Below are 19,967 nucleotides of genomic sequence, written 5' to 3' on the forward strand. Positions count from 1 at the left end.
ACTAAATTCCCGATATACTCAGAAATACTATTGGCGAAAAATGACTAACTCATTTACCAAGTCTTTAGCTTTTAGATTTCCCAAAGTGTCGCTAAATCTACCACCTCATACAATTTTGGATTTTAGATTTTGAATTTTGGATTAGGATTGGTATCAGTTTTAACATAGATACCAAAATTAAAATTTCCCAGGAAAAAGCTAGATTTCTCGGCTCTAAGGCTGTGGTGGCGGGATTTTCTGCTGTCCAAAACCTTCAAATAATTCGTTGAGTTTCAAGGTTAAACCCAAATAAGGGCCTCCAGCCGAACGCACACCCGAAAAATCTCGGTCATCAACTCTCCCAAAAGCATATCCAGCCGCTAAACGCAGATTAGGTGATAAGTAGTAACCAGTTTCCACAACAAAGCCTGTCTCACTATAATTACCTTGTCCTATCCAACGCGCCTCTCCTACTAAATCCATCTTGTATCCCATACGGTAGGTAGCTCTAAATTGCCCTAAGTTGATGCTACTAGTCCCGACTAAATCGTTAGCTAGGTAAGATGTACTGTTCCGCAAAGCGTACTTACCGTAAAATTCCCATTGCCAATTGGGCGCGTAGATGGTTTCTAGAGCAAAAGTATGGTCTTGAGAGCCTGTACCACTACCTAACAAAATCGTGTCAGGAATTACTGCCGGATTTTCTCGGTATTCATACCGTAGTAAAGCATTAAATTTATCATTCCTGGGGTCACGGTAGGCTAAACCTAATTTTAGGTTGACTGTATCACCCAAACCTGTAAGTGTTTGATTGGCAGAATTAGCTTGTTGATAGCGTGCTAAAGCTGTCAATGCTGGCGAAATCTTGCCTGTAGCTGCTGCCGAAATTACTGTATTAGAACCACTAGCAGAAGTACGATGCTCATAACGCGCACTAGCTTGAAACTCAGGGTTATCACTGTATTCCAAGCCAGCACTGTAGCTATCGCCACTCTCAAAACCTATAGATGAAGCGGCTTGACCAACTGTAAAAGGTTGGGCAAATTGTTGTCCTGCACCAGTTCGGTTAAAGAAGCTACCAAATACGTGTTCATAAGCTAGGTTCAGCCGCAAACCAGGAACGATCGTCCAACGGTTATTCAGACCAATAGCGCCTTGAGTTGTGAGTTGATTTGCGCCTCCTAAAATTGAGTAACGACCTGTTAAAGTTGTATCTGTGCCGAGTTTATGTTCACCGTTGATACTTAAACTGGTGATGGCATTGCCACTCTGTTGACCGCTACTATAAAACTGTTGGGCGAGACTGATATTCACACCAGGAATAGCAGCCCAATTCAAACCCAAAATGGTACGGTCTGGGTAAACAGTATCTGCACTGGAAGAGAGGGTGAGTTCATTTTGTGCAGCGAAGGTCAGGTTTTTGACGATGGGAAAGGTAAAACGCGATCGCAATTGATGGGAATCACTTGTTAAAGCATTCACCGGAATCCTATCTTCTCGATGGCGATGAATCCAATCAACATCAACAGTAGCCTTACCTAAGCGTTGTTGAATCCCTGCCGAAATTGTTGTTAAAGAGTTATCAACTTGACTTCCCGGTGTGGCCTCTGAACGTGGTGCAAATAGTTCTTCAAAGGTATCTAGAGGTTGGGGTGCAATTCCAAAGTTATCTTCATGGTCGTATTGCGCCCGAAAATTGGTTGTTTGCGAGACTCTCGCTGTGATTTGTCCACCATAGCGAGTTTGTCCAGGTACAAAGCTAATGGTGGCATTATTGGCAAAGCCTGTATCAGCAAATCGATAATAAGCACGTCCTTGAATAACTTTGCTAATTTGTCCCTCTGCTTCTAAGCGGTAAGCCGCACCACTGACTTTACCTATCACTTCCGAATCATTCATTGAATGAGCATATTCAGCAATTAACCTGCCATTACTACCTAAAGAAATCAGCGCATCTGCACCATACAGTTGAAAGTCCCGTACTCCTTGATTTTCTTGGACGAAAGTTGCACCTAACCAACTTTCTTGATTCAAACCACGGGAGAGGTTATATTGCAACCGACCCGCATAGATATTACTGTTAGAGTCTTGGCTTTCGTATTGATAGCTAACAACAATGCGTCGGGCTAAGACTTGTCCAGTACTATCTATATCTGTACGAAGAATTGGTTCACGAAAAATTAATGTACCGCGATCGTAATCAATTTCGTAGTCTGGGCCGCGACTGAGTTGTTTACGCTCCAATACAGTACCAGGACGGTTTAGTTCTTCTAATTCCAGAAAGACATTTTCACTACCGGCAATGACTAATCTTCTGGAGAGGAAGTAATAACCACTTGTACCATCAGGCGCAATAGTATCTCGTTGAAAGCCTTCGAGATTATTGCCATATAAGCCGGTAAATTGAAAATTGCCAAAATTGTAGTTAGTTTTAAAGCCGTGTAATTGACGGGTGATAGAAGTAAATTGCTGGGATGTCCGGGCAAACTCTTCTGTGTCATAATCACCCCACATAAAATAATCAGGGGTAGCATTGGGAGTTTTTGAGGTGCGTTCAAACCGCAAAAATACACTATCAATGGAAGGTGCAACAACATCAGTTCTGGAACTATCACCATAAACAGGATAGTTTTGTTCGTTAAATTGATAGTTTCTAAATAGGCGATTGTCGCAGTTGCAATCTTCGTTGAGAGTGCGAGAACTATTATATGCACCTGTAAATAACCATTCGCCTATTGCACCTGTGGCAAATATCGCTGAGTTAAAATCTAATTGAGTGCTGGTATTTTTGTCGGGACGGATAAAATCTCGAAAACTACTGTAATAATCTGTACCTCTCGCACCTAAACGGACATCAATCACGCCAGTCAATAAACTCGGACGCAATGCTGTTTCAAATTGCAGTTGAGTAAAAGCTTCTAAATCATTGGTTGTGGCACGAATGCGGACTGTTTGGGCTTTCAAATCAGAACGCAATATAGCGGTAAATTCTCCAGCTTTCGCTTCCACCTGAAATCCTGGTTCATCAGGTTTGAAGTCCTTTCCGACTAATTCTCCCGCTGTTGGGATTACGGTCACAACAGCATCGCGGTTAGAACGATTGCCATTTTCATCAATTAATTCACCGCGGATAGTTGCAGTCGAACGTCCATCAGCAGGAATACGAGCTTCAACTGTTTCTATTGTGAGTTTTTTTGGCGCACTCCGCACTACTATTCTTATTTTTACAGATGATTCTGGTTTTCCCGACTCTTGTGCAGAGATGATATTTTCTCCATCTGTGAGTGAGACACCATACCATGTCTGTGTAACTAAATTGGTATTACTATCAGTTGCTGTCTGTCCGACTAATGATGAGTCTACTAATACGCCATTGACACGCAATTCTATCTGACTACCACTAGAAAACTGCACACTAACATTAGCCGAGGGAATATCAACCACACTATCAGTAGATGGGTTGAGAATTTTGATAGCTGTATTTTGATTGTCTATAGATGCCGCAATTTTACGTAAATTTTTAGGAAATTGAATATTAGTTGCTGGTTGAAAAGGTTGTATGGCGGTTGTTGTTAAAGCAGGCTCAACGGCAGTAAGCTCGTTATTATCAAGCAACGAACTATCAATCTGACTGTCTTGTAGCAAAGGAGTTGCCTGAGAGAGTTCATCAACTTCTATGGATGCGTCCATAGAAGTTTGATGATCTGCTATGGCTAAGGTAGAAGCAGATGGAAACTGACTCTTTTGTGTTTCTGGTGTGAATGTTTGAGCTTTAACGATAGCCGGATACAAAACAACGCTGATTGCACCTGCTACAGCACCCATCAGCCTGAGATTAAAGGTAGTTACACCGTGTAGTTGAGGTTTCATACTTTATTTACTCCTGCTGGGGGTGACAGCAAAGTTCATTCTGACTAAGCCGCCAGGCTCCAGACGCACCCAGCGAGATTGAGTGTTGCGTTCGCGGAATTTGCGGTTGGGGGCTAAGGTGTAGCCCGGAATGCTGCTGAGGTCGAGTACTCCTGTATGGCTTCCTGGCAAAACATTGGCGACAGAGAACAAACCATTGGGATCTGTGGTGATGCGATTACCGTTTTCCATAAAAATTACGGCATTGGGAATTCCTGGTTCACCATTTTGCTGTTCACCATCGAAGTTTTTATCTTCAAACACACGCCCAATAATTGTGCCGCAGTCAGCCACAATCCCTGGACGAATGACTAATTGGTGAGTTGCTGGGCCATCCTTGGCAGCTAGGCTGTTGTCAGTTCTGAGTACACGAGCGATCGCACTATTGCGCCCAGTCCCCCGCACTGCATCAGGTGTGAGTTGGGCGGCGTAGGCAATATTCACCACTTTTTGAGATGGAATGGTCACATCTGTGCGGAAGGTAACTGTATTACCATTGCGCTCTGTAGTAATGTTAACTGCTTGACCATCTAACTCACCGCGCACAGATTTGTTAATGAAATGAAAGCCTAAAGGCAAGTTATCGGTGACAACTAAGTTGTTTAAACCAGAATCAGATAAGTTTTTCACAGATATGCGGTAAATAACTGCATCCCCTGGTTCCGCCGTGGCGCGATCGCCTGTTTTAATAATCTGTAACTGCTGTGCTGCACATAAATTGGCTGTAAATGCTAAAGCTAATAAACTGCGTTGATTAATTTCAGCGTTTGCAACTGCAATTAATGTGTCTTCAACTCTGGTTGCACCTGTACTATTTAAAGGTTCTCCATCTAAAGAAGCCGCTACATATTTAACATTATTATTAGTGGTATCTACACCAGTAATCTGAATTTTAATTCGCCTTTGTTGGTAACTGGAATTTTGTGGCGGATTGACTACCAAAATGTAAGTTTTACCAGCCTCAGTTTGGCCTCTATTTGGGTCAAGCAGCAGATTGTAAACACCTGCTGGGTTATTTTTCAAGAAAAAAGGATTAGAATTCTCAATATTTGGGGTTTGACCACCAGGAAGATTATTATTCGGAATATCCGGTAACTCTGTGCGAGTTAAAGATACGATTTTGCCTAATTCTGTACCTGTTGGATCATTAATATTAGCTTCATATAAACCTACTGAAAAACCTGTATAGTCAGACAATATTGTGCCAGCACAGCCTAAAATCATGCCTGATTTGCTACTGGAAATATTAATATCAGTTAATAGTTGCAGTTCGCTAGAAACTCCTTGAAATTGATTATTACTTGAATCTGTATAAGTATAATTAGCTTGGTTAACAATATTATTGGTTGTTACTTGAGCCGTTGTTTTGATAGGCAAATTTGTTACTAAAAAACTAATTGCCACAATAATATTAGGCAATTGATATTGCCAGTTACTACTAAAAATACTCTGTTCTTGCCTATGTTTAACCCTGAACAAATTCATTGCTTTTACATGCCATTTTTAGTAGATGGACTTACACTCTAAAAATTAATATTTGAGATGTAAAGACTAAATAATCAACAAGTGATAAATTCTCAAACATCAAATTTGATGTTTTATGATGATGTTTATTTATGGTTTAACGCACTTGTGTTTGATAAGTGAATTTGAGTGTAGTTTTAGCTGCAATTACTGGGCTATAAAAGCGAAGATGTGTATAAGCACTGGCTGGTGCAGATTGAGTTTGAATATTGCCGTTAGGTAAAGTAACTTTAATTGTGGGATTTTCTACAAAACTGCGTCCGCCATCAATGCTGTAGCTAATTTTGGCATTACCAGTAAAATTAGCTGATTTCAAAACATAAACCATGCCTTTGGCAATAGGTTGATTGAAATTGATATTTTTTAGGGGGCGATCGCTTATATTTTCTCCAGTCAAGGTGTAGCGTAATATATCTCTTGGTTTGACAATTGCTTTATTATTCAAAGCTTGCCATGTGATTTTTTGCTTGCTTTGTTCATCCTTCACTAATACCTGTTTTTCTGCTGCTAAAACTAACTTTAAAGCCTGTTGCTTAGTAGAGGTTTGGGCAACTGCACTGTTTGTTTTCCAACTATCTGGTAAATTACTGATAAATGAAGCTGTACTCAATAATAAGCTTGCGCCTATTCCTGTCATCAAAATTTGTTTCATTGTAGTCACCCTGATAAATTACTATTAGTTAACTTTGCGTTGAAAAGTAAAGGTTCCTGTTGTCCCAGGAGGAACAGTACCAGTCACTGTATCTACATATTTAGTGACATCAGTAGCCGCAGTAGTACCGCTAGTTGTGTTACTAGCATTATTAGTAGCAGGATCACCACTAAAAAATGTTATTGTGCCGCCAGAATCTTGTGCTGATCCAGAAACATGACTAGTATCAATTGCAGCATTGCCATCATTATCTTTTGCCCAATTATTCGGAGCTACAGTGCCATCTTCTGTAATCATCACTTGGGAAGCATTCAAAATGACATTATTGCTACCACTCGCTGGCTGTTGTTCAGAAATATTTTTGTACTGAATAACGTACTTAATAATATTTCCTGGGGCAGGTTTTTTTGGTGTTGTACTCAAAGTACCGTCAGTACCTTGAACAGCTGGGCCAGTTCCTTGTAAAATCTGTGATTGTTTGAGTAGTTGCAAGAAACCAGTGTAGACGCGATTAATTGTGATGTTTGTCGCTCGCTCATCAACTGCCAAACCATCACTATCAGTATCTATAAATGCTGTAATTGGTACAGGGAAGCCACGTTCAATCCCAGGATCGGTGGAAAGTGGAGTATTCCCAGGTAAGTCAATAGTGACAGTGTAGTTAGCCGTTCCATTTGATGTTACTCCATCAATGCGTACGGGATTTGTTGCACCAACTGGGTTTCCTCCTACAAAACCAGAGCCGCTTGTAAACGTAAATACTCCGTTATTGTATGTATAGGTAGCAGAAGTTGCACCATTGTTAGCAGATATAGTCACAACTGTACCGTTAGGCAAGTCATTTGGGTTAGCTGGTAGTGTAGGTAATAAAGAGATATTGGCTGGTTGATTTCCTGTATTTTTAATGGTGTTAGTAAAAGTAACTAATTGTGGATCAAATGTTGAACCTGGAGTTGTATTAGGAGGAACAAGAGAAGATTTATTAGTGAAGTCATCATTGTTATTGCTCGGCCCTACTGCTTCTGGAGAACCGCTAGGCCCGTTGAGCAGTAAAACAGCATCGAGTGTGAATACGTTGGCTTCACCGCCAGAGTTGGCGGTTGTATTTTCCGTATCACCATTGTTGTTACCACCAGTATCAGTTCCAGTGGCTGCTAAATCGTTTGAATCATTAATATAACCATCAGGTACAGTGGGTGGTAATTGATCTGGTACACCATCCCCATTCGTGTCTGTATTTAATGGAGGTGTCATGCTACCTGAAACTCCATTAAAGTTACTGGGATTTTGATCACCAGACTCGTCGAACACAGGTGAATCTGTTTCTGGTGTTTTACCAAATACTTGGGCGATGTTGGCTATGGTAAGAGGTGGAGTCTCTCCGTTTTTAACTTTTAGCTGAATGGAGAATGAAGTTAATTGTGCATCAGCCGCAGCAAGGTAAGTGACTGGATTACCATCTGTAGTGGGTTTAATAAAACCAACACGAGTGACGGTAGATAAAGGTGGTGCTGTAGTTGTCCAAGTGGCTGCATTTGCTGATGTGGAGGTTGAAGTACTGGAATAAACGACAGTCCAGCCGCTGGGAGCATTAGGCGCAACTGCTAATTCTGTTCCAGAAGGAATAGCATCGGCAACTAAGATATTTTTACCCGCCAGACCAGGTACATCAGAACCTGCTAAAGCTGACGGAGTGATGTTTTGTCCTGTATTGTCAGTAGACCTAACTTGCAAACTCAAGTTGTAGTTGATGGTATCGTCTGTGATATCTCCAAGAGTATTCTGATTGTTATGAATACCACGAGTTTTGAAGATGGTAGCCAAAGAATAATTTTTAGGATTAATTGTGATGCTGGCGGATGCGCTACCTTCTACTACACCGTTAGCAGGTGTACCTGTAACTTCTTCGGGTGTACCGTTTGGATTGTCTACCGTGTAAATATCTCTAGCATCATTAACTGAGCCGGTACGTGGGGAGTTAGTGGCGGTTTCAGCCGGGTTAGTTTCCCCTAGAGTAACTTTAATTGTTTGACCTGATGTTGCACCTGAACTAACTGTGACTGGTACTCGTACTTGTATCATGCCATTCACAGGTATAGAATCTGTGGTAAAACCACCGTTGGGAACACTTATCCATGTTGTTCCACCGTCGGTACTATATTGTATTGTGCCTTGTGTACCTGGCCCTGTAATACCAGCTTGGGTGGGAATTTGGAACTTAGTTGGGTCGTTACCGACGTTGGTAATTGTAAAAGGAAAATATATGATATCCCCTGTTTGGACACTTCCACCGTTGCTATCTTCGGGTGTACCAGCAACAACGGATATCCCGGCTACTTCTGCTACGGTAACAGTTACGGTGTTAGAAGTACTGTTAATTGGTACATTGGGATTATTTGGGTCTTCGTAGGTGGCTGTCGCTTGGTTGTCAATAGTTGAACCAGCTGCGGTTGGTGTAGTTTGAGCTAACACTGGGGAGACCAAGAAAAACCCGTTAGCTAAAAATACTGTTGATACTAAAGTGTTGCGAAATATGCAGTTTTTAGTCTTTTGAATTCGATAACGAGATTTCATTGGGTGTAGTCGCTTGATTACGGTGCAGCCTGATAAATTTCGATAAGAGCCAATGCAACAAACGCTTGAATTGAATAATTCAATTCCAAATTCGATGTAAGTTGCAGTTCTGGTTTTTTTGAGGGAACTGATTCTAGAGCAATCTCAAATCACTTTGGAATACTAGTTTCATTTCATTAAGTGGATGCGTATACAAAAGTATTAAATATAACTAAGACTACTCTATTTACTGACACTTCGGCTATTACTTGTTACATCAATACTGCGTAACAATAACAAACGTAAATCAAGTATCTCCAATTCAAAAACAGTCGAAATACTGGTATATCAAAAATTCACACAGAAAATAACTCAGTATTTTTTACTAAGCAAAAATCAAGAAACATCTATTTTTTTATACTTAATTTTTATTAAAAAACCGTAATACTGAATGCTGAACAACAAGAAAATAGATTTTTGCTTGCTCAAGAAATTTGCAGATAGCCTAAAGTATATCCGACTATTTTTGTCGGGTATGTTTGACTGGTATTTTTACTCGTGATACTATCAAACGACAGTTGATGGACAAACAGGGAAAGCGATCGCTATGACTCAGGCAACCTCCACACACACCCAAACAACCACAGCCACCTTAGAAGCTTTGAAGTGTAAGGAATGTGGCGCGGAATACGAACTTAAAGCCAGTCATGTTTGTGAGTTTTGCTTTGGGCCGTTGGAAGTGAAATATAACTACAACAATATCCGCCTGAGTGTTAGCCGCGAAAAAATCCAAGCCGGGCCAAATTCAATCTGGCGCTATCGGGAATTTTTACCTGTTGCAACTGACAATGTAATTGATGTGGGAACTGGGATGACTCCTTTGGTGCGTTCCCAACGTTTGGCGCGTCGCCTGGGTCTGAATAAGCTTTACATTAAAAATGATGCCGTCAACATGCCCACCCTCAGCTTCAAGGATCGGGTGGTATCGGTGGCGCTGTCTCGCGCACGAGAGTTAGGTTTTACGACAGTATCTTGTGCTAGTACTGGTAACTTAGCAAATTCTACAGCTGCGATCGCAGCCCATGCAGGTTTAGACTGTTGCGTGTTCATCCCCTCTGATTTAGAAGCAGGCAAAGTTTTAGGTAGCTTGATTTACAGCCCAACTCTTATGGCTGTTAAAGGCAATTATGATCAAGTAAACCGCCTGTGTTCAGAAGTTGCAAATACACATGGTTGGGGTTTTGTGAACATTAATCTGCGCCCTTACTACTCTGAAGGTTCCAAAACTCTTGGCTTTGAAGTTGCAGAACAACTTGGTTGGGAACTCCCAGATCATATAGTTGCGCCTTTGGCTTCTGGTTCGCTGTTTACCAAAATCTATAAAGGCTTCAAAGAATTTGTCGAAGTTGGTTTGGTAGAAGGTAAAAATGTTCGTTTCAGCGGCGCACAAGCTGAAGGTTGTTCACCCATCGCCCAAGCATTTAGAGAAGACCGCGACTTCATTAAACCTGTGAAACCAAATACAATTGCTAAATCGATCGCAATTGGCAATCCAGCGGATGGTGTATATGCTGTCGAAATTGCGAAGAAGACAGGCGGTAATATAGAATCAGTCACCGATGCAGAAATTATTGAAGGCATCAAGCTGCTGGCAGAAACTGAAGGTATCTTTACAGAAACAGCTGGCGGTACAACTGTAGCTGTGCTGAAAAAATTGGTAGAAGCTGGCAAAATTGATCCAAATGAAACTACCGTAGTTTACATCACTGGTAATGGTTTGAAAACCCAAGAAGCAATTCAAGGTTACGTTGGCGAACCGTTGACAATTGATGCTAAACTCGATAGCTTTGAACGTGCGCTAGAACGCTCTCGCACTCTTGACCGCTTAGAATGGCAACAAGTTCTAGTTTAAAGTCTGAAGTCTGAAGTCTGAAGTCTGAAGGATTTAAACCCGGAGGGGTTGACCGCAGGCTAAGATGAAATTTATATTTCACACTTCACATTTCATACTAGCCTGCGGCAAGCCGCTGCGCGTCTACACATTTCAATTCACACTTCACACTTCACACTTCCAATATGGCTGTTACTGTTTTAGTTCCTACTGCTCTCCAAAAGTTCACAGATAATAAAGCTGTTATAGAATGCAGTGGTAATAACATTTCTGAGTTGTTCGATTCCTTAGAAGAAAATTGTCCTGGGATTAAGTCTCGCCTTTGTGATGACGAAGGAAAACCACGGCGCTTTTTAAATTTGTATGTGAATAGCGAAGATATTCGCTTCTTAGATGGAACAGAGACAGCGTTGAAAGATGGTGACGAAGTGAGTATTGTCCCCGCTGTTGCGGGCGGTTAAGCCAATAATATCTAGTACAATCGCGGCGTAAATAAACAGACCATAAAGAATTGCTAAAAGGCTTGTGGTATCACTATTCTTTCTTTTTCCTTTTGCCCTTCGGGTCGCCATTTGACGACAGTTGCCTCAAGTCGGGAGACCTGCCCACGGCACTGTCTCCTTTATGCCGGGAAACCTGTCCACCCTTCGGGTTCAGCAGTCCCCCATCTCCTGACGGAGACGCTACGCGAACGACGAGAACCGCCAAGATGTGGGCTGCTTCACCGCAATGGCTCACTTTTTACTTTTGCCTTTTTGTACTAGGTTTGCCAAATCAGATGTCTCTAATAAAATAGCAAAAACTATTTTCAATTATTTATTGTTTATCCAGAGATTTTTGTTGAAACAAGTGGAATACCTTCACGTATTCTACTTGTTTTGGTGTAGAAGATAACTGGAAATTCTATTTCCAATGTTTTAAGTTTACTGACTGACTATTTGACAAACTTCTAATATTTTCTCAGCAGAGGTTTCCCAATTAAATAATTTAACTCTCTCTTGCCCTGCTATTTTCAGCTTTTGTCTTAAATCGGAGTCAGTTAATCCTTTAATGATACCATCTGCTATACTTTCCACAGAATGAGGCTCAATATATAAAGCCGCTTCTCCACACACCTCTGGTATGGATGCTACATGTGAAGCTATAACAGGAATACCATAAGACATAGCTTCTAGAGGTGGTATACCAAAACCTTCATAAAGTGAGGGGTAGACAAACAAATCAGCATTTTTATAGATTATTGCTAATTCTGTATCCGAAAGATTTTCTCGTAAAACTATTTTTTCTGACAAACCCAGTTCTGAAATTTGGGTCTTAATTTGTGGAGTAAATCGCGCTATTGATTTGCCCACAATGACTAGTTTATGAGGAATATTATGATGAATTGCCTGATAAGCTGAAAATAATTTGGATAAATTTTTATAAGGATAATGAGTGCTACAAACATAAAGTATATAAGGCTCTCGTTTGTAGCTACAATCTTCTGATTTAATATCTTTAAAGGTAAATCCTATAGGAATTACAAATATTTTCTCAGGTGAAATATTACAGAATTGTAGAATATCTCTTTTGGTATTTTCTGATTCTGTAATAATAGCTCTAGCATTTTTAATTGCTGGAATATAAAGATATTTCCACAAATTTGAAGTTGCCTTAAAATCTTCTTGCCACATTAAAGGAATCAAGTCGTGAACGGTAATTACTTGAGGTATTTTACGTGTCCAGAATAAAGATTCATAATTGAAGGGACAATATAAAACGTCTACTTGTTTCTGGATTAGTTGATTTTCTAAGGTTACTTGTTGGTATAGCCAAGAAGCTATTTTTTTCGTAGGTGATACTTGCCAAAATGGATTTTCTGTATAGTTAATTAATAAGCCTTCTATTTCAGAAAATATCTGCGGACTTGCTGTAAATATTTTGATGTCAGGATTTTGTTTATATAAAATAGGAATTAAGTTAGTAGCAAAAGTATAAGCACTACCACTTTTTATTTTAGTTGGAGGAGAAAATTTGATTCCTAATCGCATATTTTTACAAGGAATTATTTACAGAAATTAAGTTTTAACAATCAAGCAGATAAGGTGAGAAAACACATCAATTTGCTTTGTAGATATTGTCGATACTGTAATTATGCAAAAATTATGTAAAAACTATAGCACTACTACTGTGGTTAAGGCTAGATATATGAAAAATAATGTAATTATCGGTACAGAAATTACAGCTTTGTTGAATGTTTTTTGCTGTTCAATATGATGTCGAAATTTAAATTTCTAGTATCTTTTTCTCAGTTAAGCACATAGCGATACCTTTTTCGTAGTATGCAGCTTCGTTAATAAAAATGGGATAAACTGTAGATGTACCTTGATAGGCGATCGCATTCCCATCAAAGCTTAAAAATATCGGTTCACCAGGGTTAAGTGGTTCATAATCTCGAAACTGAAGTTTTGGGTGAATCATGGCTTGAATTTCTCCAGCTTCGTTGCGCGGATAATCAATAACTTCCACATATTGATAAAATGTGAGTGCATGATGTTTTTGGATAGCACCCTGGTTATAACTTTCTATATAATCTAAAACCTGATAAATTAACGCTTCAGTTTTTTGAAATAACTCAGCATTTAAAACTCCCTGTGCTACAGGCCCTACTTCAATCGCAAATCCCAATTCAGATATAGAGCAAAGAAAGTTAGAGTCTCTGGTAGGTTGAGAATAACAAATTCTCACATCGGGATTAATTGCGCTTAATTCAGCAGCTAATTGTAGTAAGAATGGATGTTGACTTCCTAAAATGATAGTTAGCTGCATATTCGCCGTTGAAGTATGCAAATCAATAATAACTTGCTGCTGACTTTGGCTTTCTTTTCCCAGCAAATAATAAATATTTTTTGCCAGAATATCTTCATAACTAGCAAGCTGTTTATTTTCTAAGTCTGCTATTGCAAAGCAACGATTTAAGTCTTTATCAATATAGCGTCTGGCTGCTGCAAACGCTTTAGGATTACTCAATAAAACGCGAGTATCAAAACTAGGACGCTGAATCGGTTTTGGGAACTGTTCAAACTTTTTACCTAGATATATTCCTGTAAATTCATTGCCATGTGTACCAGTAGCAATAACCACTGAATTGATGTTTCCCATAGTTTTTATAAATTGTTGTGGTCGATTCTCTTTTGTTGTAATTTTAAAAGTTCTTGAAGCTGATTTTGAGTTTCTACTAACTGCTGCTATTGTACAGTTGCCTACTATTTTCATCGTACCAATATAACCCTTCTCGCGTTATTCCTTGATATGTTCCACGTTCTCCAATACCTGTTTTTGTAAGCGTCTTTTTAAACTACAAAAACCAATTGCTGGTACTATTCCTAGGATAATGGCTGTAAATCCTTGTTGACTGCTATACAATATTGCTTCAGGAATAAAATTTTGCATCAATGATAGTAACCAAACTAACAAACTAATTAACAAAAAAGCTACTGATGGAACCAAATTCCACCACCAGGATTTAGTTGTGTAACGGCGCACGACTAACCATTGCAGCAAACCCATCCAAATGCCTGAAAAAATATAAGCAATTGTTGATAACAATCCAAAGATAATAACTAACTCAGGAGATAAAGTTTCATTGAGAGAATTAGCAATTGAGGCAATATAATTAATCCAGGCTGTCGCTACACAGTCAGCAGTTAACCAACCTATGGTAGTAGCAATCATCCAGCGCCAACCAGAAAGATAACGCCGCATGACTAAAGCTTGGTCAGTAGCAAAAACTACAGCAAACACAATATTGCTGAGTAATTTGATGCCATAACTCCATGTTTGCATTTCTAAAGACCCAGACGCAGCTAGAATTTGCGTGAGGATTCTTTCTACAGCCAAACTAAAAACACCACCCACCACCCAACCCAAAACTGTCATAGAAGTAAACAATAAAAAAAACTTGCGCCGTTGGGTGGGGGGGATGAAAAATTTTACTGCTGGAGAATTGCTATTAGTAGCTGCAACATTAGAAGGATTTGGATTATTAGAATCAGTTTGCATATTAAGTTAAGTAAAGCTAAGACTTGGAGTTTTCAAGCAAGCCTCCTGAAAAAGCGTAATCCCAGAATGATAAGCTAAACAGTGACATAACAAAGTGACTTAGGATGAAGTGTTAAATGGGTGTTTCGTCAACGGCCCCTCATCTCCTGCGGGCTGCTCGTGGTGAAATAGTAGATCGTCCCCCCGTATGGATGATGCGACAAGCGGGACGATATATGAAGGCGTACCGAGACTTAAGGGAAAAGTATCCTTCATTTCGCGATCGCTCCGAAATTCCTGAAGTAGCGATTGAAGTATCCCTGCAACCTTGGAGAGCCTTCCAGCCGGACGGAGTGATTTTATTTTCCGACATCGTAACTCCATTGCCTGGTTTGGGCATTGATATGGACATTGCGGAAGGTAAAGGGCCAATCATTCATTCGCCCATTCGCACTCAAGCACAAATCGATAGCCTGCATACCTTAGAACCAGAAGCGGCTCTACCGTTTATTAAACCCATTTTGCAGGCATTACGCCAAGAAGTGGGCAACAAATCAACAGTATTAGGCTTTGTCGGTGCGCCGTGGACGTTAGCTGCTTACGCAGTGGAAGGAAAAGGTTCTAAAACCTATTCCATCATCAAAAACTTGGCCTTCTCAGACCCGGCAATTCTACACCAACTGCTGACAAAATTGGCAGATGCGATCGCTATTTACGCCCGTTATCAAATTGACTGCGGCGCTCAAGTAGTGCAAATGTTCGATTCTTGGGCGGGACAATTAAGCCCTCAAGATTACGATACCTTTGCCCGTCCCTATCAGCAACGCGTATTCCAGCAGGTGAAACAAACCCATCCCGACACACCGCTAATTTTATTAGTTAGTGGTAGTGCAGGTGTGTTGGAAAGAATGGCTCAATCTGGTGCTGATATCGTCAGCGTCGACTGGACAGTAGATATGGCAGATGCTCGCGCCCGATTAGGCAAGCAAGTCAAAGTACAGGGTAATCTTGATCCTGGCGTACTCTACGGTTCCAAAGAGTTCATTCGCGATCGCATTCATGATACCGTTCGCAAAGCTGGTAATTGGGGTCATATCCTCAACCTCGGTCATGGTGTATTACCAGATACCCCAGAAGAAAACGTCGCTTTCTTCTTTGAAACAGCCAAGCAACTCAGTACAGCAGCACTGGTGAGTTAGCTACTTTTGTGTCTTTGTGGTGAGAAAGTTTTTACCACAAAGACATAATAATTGCTCTAGAGTTTAAATTCTTTGCGCCTTTGCGCCTTTGCGCGAAATCAATCTTATCCCGGAACATTTAACTTTATTATTAACTCTTAATTGTAAAAACATTTAATATGAGTCAGAAACGTATTTTAGTCACAGGCGCAAGTGGCTGCATCGGTCATTACATATCAGAAACATTAATTCAAAATACAAATCACGAGTTATTTTTACTAGTTAGAAACCCTAATAAACTACAAGTTAATACGCAATTTCGTCCAGGTGTCACCATCTTGCAAGGCGATATGCAAGAAATTAAACGCTTTGCTGATTTGTTATCTACCATTGATGTAGCAGTTCTAACAGCAACAGCTTGGGGCGGAGAGAATACCTATGATATTAATGTTTCAAAAACATTAGAACTGCTCAGTTTGTTAGATCCAGAACGTTGTGAACAGGTAATTTATTTTTCGACAGCTAGTGTTTTAGATAATAAAAATCAACCACTGAAAGAAGCAGGTGAGATTGGGACAGATTATATCGGTTCTAAATATCAATGCTTGCATGAAAAAGAAAAACTAGCGATCGCACCTAAAATTACCACAGTTTTTCCAACCTTAGTTTTAGGTGGAGATGCCAATAAACCTTATTCGCACCTCACCTCTGGCATTCCCGAAGTTACAAAATATATTAATTTAATTAAGTTTTTACAAGCAGACGGCAGTTTTCACTTTATCCACGGACAAGATATTGCGACAGTCGTGGAATATTTAATTGAACATCCACCTCAAGCTAAGGAACAACGCAAATTAGTTTTAGGTCAAGAAAAACTCACCGCCAACCAAGCAATAGAAGAAACCTGCGCTTATCTAGGCAAAAAAATTTACTTTCGCATTCCTCTATCTATATCATTAGCTAATTTGATTATTGCCGTGTTCCGCATTCAAATGGCAGCTTGGGATAGATTCTGCATGAATTATCGTCATTTTACATATAAAAATGCTATCAATCCTGCAAGTTTTGGCTTGCCAAATCATTGTGCAACCATGAGTGATGTGTTGAAAATTAGTGGTGTGCCAAGAAAAAAATAAATTGCTAATTTCAATCCCACACTCGACGCAAATTCAACACAAAACCCGGTAACACTTTTTCACCCGACAACTCAACCGGATTTTCCAACACTTCCACTGCCAAACTTGGGTGATAAATTTCTACCCGTCGCTGCTGCGGATCGATTAACCAGCCGAGTTTTGCACCATTCTCGATGTACTCCCGCATTTTCTCTTGCAGCGTTTTGATAGTATCCGAATTAGAACGTAATTCAACTACAAAATCCGGGCAGATATTAGCAAAAGTTCCCTTTTGTTCTGGAGTCAGTGCTTCCCATCGTTCTTGACTTACCCACGAAGCATCAGGAGAACGAATTGCACCATTTGGTAAGACAAAGCCAGTTGAGGAATCAAAGGCTTGACCTGGTTCACCTCCATTCCGCCACCATAAATACAATTCTCCTGCAATATTCCAATTGCGTTTCCCAGTTTCCCAGCCTGTTGGCAGATTCACGATTAATTCTCCTTTTGCAGTTCTTTCCAGCCGCAAATCTCGGTTAGCTGCGGCTAAAGCGGTAAACTGTTCTTGAGTGACACAGAGTGCGATCGCTCTAGGTAACTCAATCAATAAGGTTTCGCTGTCTGGGCTTGGAGATACCTGTACCATCTTGACCTCTTACACAATAGAGAATCGAGGGTCATCCTATTTTTGACAATATTGAATATTCTTGACAACTAAGGCAGAAAATTTCTACTTAATAATTGCAGAGTTAAAACCATTAACGGTAAGCTAAAGCCAATAATAGTTAAAAGTCAATAAGTAATTATTTTCGTTAGAGTGGGATAACAATTAGAGTGTGAGGATTGCTACTACATGAGAATTTTACTAGTTTATCCGATATTTCCTAAAACCTTTTGGTCTTATGAAAAGATTCTAGATTTAGTCGATCGCAAGGTTTTGTTACCACCTTTGGGTTTAGTCACTGTAGCAGCAATTCTGCCCCAAGAATGGGAATTTAAACTGGTCGATCGCAACATTCGCCCAGCAACAGAAGCAGAATGGGAATGGGCTGATGTCGTGATTTTATCGGCGATGATTGTCCAGAAGCAAGACTTACTCGAACAGATTCAAGAAGCAAAACGCCGTGGTAAGTTAGTCGCAGTTGGTGGCCCTTACCCAACTTCCACACCTTCTGCGGTGCAAAACGTTGGCGCAGATTTCCTCATTCTGGATGAAGGCGAAATCACCTTACCAATGTTTGTGGAAGCAATTCAACGGGGTGAAACTTCTGGGACTTTCCGCACTGCTGAAAAACCAGATGTCACCAGCACACCAGTACCCCGCTTTGATTTACTAGAATTAAATGCCTATGACATGATGTCGGTGCAATTTTCGCGCGGTTGTCCCTTCCAGTGCGAATTTTGCGACATTATTGTTCTCTATGGACGCAAACCACGCACCAAAACCCCAGAACAACTTTTAGCAGAGTTAGATTATCTCTATGAATTGGGTTGGCGGCGGGGTGTATTCATGGTAGATGACAACTTTATCGGTAACAAGCGGAATGTGAAATTGTTGCTGAAAGAGTTAAAAGTTTGGATGGAGGAACACCAATATCCCTTTAAATTTGACACCGAAGCTTCAGTTGACTTAGCCCAAGACGAAGAATTGCTAGAGTTGATGGTTGAGTCTGGATTTTCAGCGGTGTTTTTGGGAATTGAAACACCAGATGAAGATAGCTTGCAACTTACCAAGAAGTTTCAAAATACCCGTAGTTCTTTGACAGATGCAGTGCAAACCATCATCAAAGCTGGGTTGCGCCCAATGGCTGGGTTTATTATCGGGTTTGATGGCGAAAAAGCTGGCGCAGGCGATCGCATTGTCCGATTTGCGGAACAAGCAGGTATTCCCTCAACTACCTTCGCTATGTTGCAAGCACTACCAAATACAGCCCTGTGGCATCGGCTGAAAAAAGAAGGCAGATTGCGGGAAAATACAGAAAGCAACATCAACCAAACTACGTTGATGAACTTCATTCCTACTCGTCCTTTAGAAGAACTTGCCAGGGAATATGTCGAGGCTTTTTGTGCTTTATACGACCCAGTACAATATTTAGATCGGACTTATCGCTGCTTTTTAATGCTAGGTTCGCCCAAATGGAAAGCACCATTCAAAATGCCAGAGTGGGTGGTAATTAAAGCATTGTTGATTGTAATTTGGCGACAAGGAATTAAACGGGAAACTCGCTGGAAATTCTGGCATCATTTGTTCAGTCTCCTCAAGCGTAACCCTGCTGTTGTTGACCACTACATTGCTGTTTGCGCCCATAACGAGCATTTCCTAGAATATCGCCAAATTGTCCGCGATGAAATTGAAAGTCAACTAGCTGTATATTTGGCACAAGGCGCAGAAAAACCTTATGTCCCACCAGTAGTGGCGGAAAAAGCCGAGGCGATCGCGAGTTAAATTTAAAATAGGGTGTAGGGAGTGGAAAATAAAGATGAAAATGCACTCCCTAAATCCAAAATCGGACATCCAAAATTGGTATGACTTCTACTGCATCAGAACAAATTCGTTGGACAACGGCTGACTTAGAGTTATTTCCTGACGATGGCAAGCGTTATGAGATAATTGACGGAGAATTGTTTGTGACTAGAGCGCCTCATTGGAAACATCAAACAGCCTGTGTCAAAGTTGGAACACAGTTAGAAATTTGGTCGAATGAGACTGGTTTAGGACAAGTTGCTTTTGCACCAGGAATTATTTTCAACGATACTGATAATGTAATTCCTGATGTAGTGTGGGTAAGCAATCAGCGTTTATCAGAAATATTAGATGAAGCTGGACATTTAATAGGTGCGCCAGAGTTAGTAATTGAAGTGCTTTCTCCTGGAGAAGTGCAGAAGAAACGCGATAAGCAGTTAAAGCTGAAGCTGTACTCAGTTCAAGGAGTACAAGAATACTGGATTTTTGACCGCGAAAAAGAGACAGTAGGAATTTACCGTCGGGAAAATGGTGTTTTAAAATTAGCGGCTACTTTATATAAAGAAGATAATTTAACTAGTTCACTTTTGCCGGGATTTAGTTGTGCTGTGAAGGTTTGTTTTAGTTAGCGAGCGCTAACTAGTAATTTTGCAGGTACAAATTCGTTTTTAATTTGGCTGGA

General features: G+C 40.4%; 14 protein-coding genes. 6 read left to right on the plus strand and 8 right to left on the minus strand.

All coding sequences use genetic code 11. From position 1 onward, the window contains the following. Positions 1-213 precede the first annotated feature (213 nt). The 4 genes from NOS7107_RS00580 to NOS7107_RS00595 all read right to left on the minus strand — a co-directional run bounded on the left by NOS7107_RS00580 (position 214) and on the right by NOS7107_RS00595 (position 8,638). Positions 214-3,849, minus strand: a complete 3,636-nt coding sequence (locus NOS7107_RS00580; protein ID WP_015111046.1) for a hypothetical protein — start codon at positions 3,847-3,849, stop codon at positions 214-216. Between the two features lie 3 nt (positions 3,850-3,852). Next, complete coding sequence (locus NOS7107_RS00585) at positions 3,853-5,373, minus strand: DUF11 domain-containing protein (protein ID WP_015111047.1); 1,521 nt, start codon at positions 5,371-5,373, stop codon at positions 3,853-3,855. Positions 5,374-5,509: 136 nt separating this feature from the next. Then, positions 5,510-6,064 (minus strand): hypothetical protein, encoded by a 555-nt coding sequence (locus NOS7107_RS00590; RefSeq protein WP_015111048.1) that lies wholly within the window; start codon positions 6,062-6,064, stop codon positions 5,510-5,512. Positions 6,065-6,088: 24 nt separating this feature from the next. Beyond that, on the minus strand, positions 6,089-8,638 hold the full coding sequence (locus NOS7107_RS00595) for a hypothetical protein (RefSeq protein WP_015111049.1): 2,550 nt from the start codon (positions 8,636-8,638) through the stop codon (positions 6,089-6,091). Positions 8,639-9,224: 586 nt separating this feature from the next. Between NOS7107_RS00595 and thrC the strand changes: the two genes are divergently transcribed. Together thrC and NOS7107_RS00605 are read left to right on the plus strand one after the other, a co-directional pair. Next, entirely contained in the window at positions 9,225-10,529 is a 1,305-nt protein-coding gene (gene thrC, locus NOS7107_RS00600) for a threonine synthase (protein WP_015111050.1), read from the plus strand. Positions 10,530-10,693: 164 nt separating this feature from the next. Then, positions 10,694-10,969 (plus strand): MoaD/ThiS family protein, encoded by a 276-nt coding sequence (locus NOS7107_RS00605; RefSeq protein ID WP_015111051.1) that lies wholly within the window; start codon positions 10,694-10,696, stop codon positions 10,967-10,969. 462 nt (positions 10,970-11,431) lie between these two features. Here the strand turns inward: NOS7107_RS00605 and NOS7107_RS00615 are convergent, their stop codons facing one another. The 3 genes from NOS7107_RS00615 to NOS7107_RS00625 all read right to left on the minus strand — a co-directional run bounded on the left by NOS7107_RS00615 (position 11,432) and on the right by NOS7107_RS00625 (position 14,549). Continuing rightward, entirely contained in the window at positions 11,432-12,538 is a 1,107-nt protein-coding gene (locus tag NOS7107_RS00615) for a glycosyltransferase family 1 protein (RefSeq protein WP_015111052.1), read from the minus strand. A 235-nt stretch (positions 12,539-12,773) separates the two neighbouring features. Beyond that, positions 12,774-13,649 (minus strand): aspartoacylase, encoded by an 876-nt coding sequence (locus NOS7107_RS00620; protein WP_015111053.1) that lies wholly within the window; start codon positions 13,647-13,649, stop codon positions 12,774-12,776. Between the two features lie 138 nt (positions 13,650-13,787). Then, on the minus strand, positions 13,788-14,549 hold the full coding sequence (locus NOS7107_RS00625) for a hypothetical protein (RefSeq protein WP_015111054.1): 762 nt from the start codon (positions 14,547-14,549) through the stop codon (positions 13,788-13,790). Positions 14,550-14,665: 116 nt separating this feature from the next. Here NOS7107_RS00625 and hemE point away from each other — a divergent pair, with 116 nt between their 5' ends. Both hemE and NOS7107_RS00635 read left to right on the plus strand, forming a co-directional pair. Next, positions 14,666-15,727: a uroporphyrinogen decarboxylase gene (hemE, locus tag NOS7107_RS00630; RefSeq protein ID WP_015111055.1), complete on the plus strand. Its 1,062-nt coding sequence runs from the start codon at positions 14,666-14,668 to the stop codon at positions 15,725-15,727. Between the two features lie 158 nt (positions 15,728-15,885). After that, positions 15,886-16,842, plus strand: a complete 957-nt coding sequence (locus NOS7107_RS00635; RefSeq protein WP_015111056.1) for an NAD(P)-dependent oxidoreductase — start codon at positions 15,886-15,888, stop codon at positions 16,840-16,842. Positions 16,843-16,852: 10 nt separating this feature from the next. On the opposite strand, the gene NOS7107_RS00640 is transcribed toward NOS7107_RS00635, so the two are convergent. Then, positions 16,853-17,467, minus strand: coding sequence for a Uma2 family endonuclease (locus tag NOS7107_RS00640; RefSeq protein ID WP_015111057.1), 615 nt, complete (start codon positions 17,465-17,467; stop codon positions 16,853-16,855). Positions 17,468-17,674: 207 nt separating this feature from the next. Between NOS7107_RS00640 and NOS7107_RS00645 the strand changes: the two genes are divergently transcribed. Further along, positions 17,675-19,267, plus strand: a complete 1,593-nt coding sequence (locus NOS7107_RS00645) for a B12-binding domain-containing radical SAM protein (protein ID WP_015111058.1) — start codon at positions 17,675-17,677, stop codon at positions 19,265-19,267. Between the two features lie 80 nt (positions 19,268-19,347). Then, positions 19,348-19,914 carry a Uma2 family endonuclease gene (locus NOS7107_RS00650; protein WP_015111059.1) on the plus strand — a complete coding sequence of 189 codons (567 nt, stop codon included), beginning with the start codon at positions 19,348-19,350 and terminating at the stop codon, positions 19,912-19,914. Positions 19,915-19,967: the final 53 nt, after the last annotated feature.

This window comes from Nostoc sp. PCC 7107 (assembly GCF_000316625.1).
Lineage (GTDB): Bacteria > Cyanobacteriota > Cyanobacteriia > Cyanobacteriales > Nostocaceae > Nostoc_B.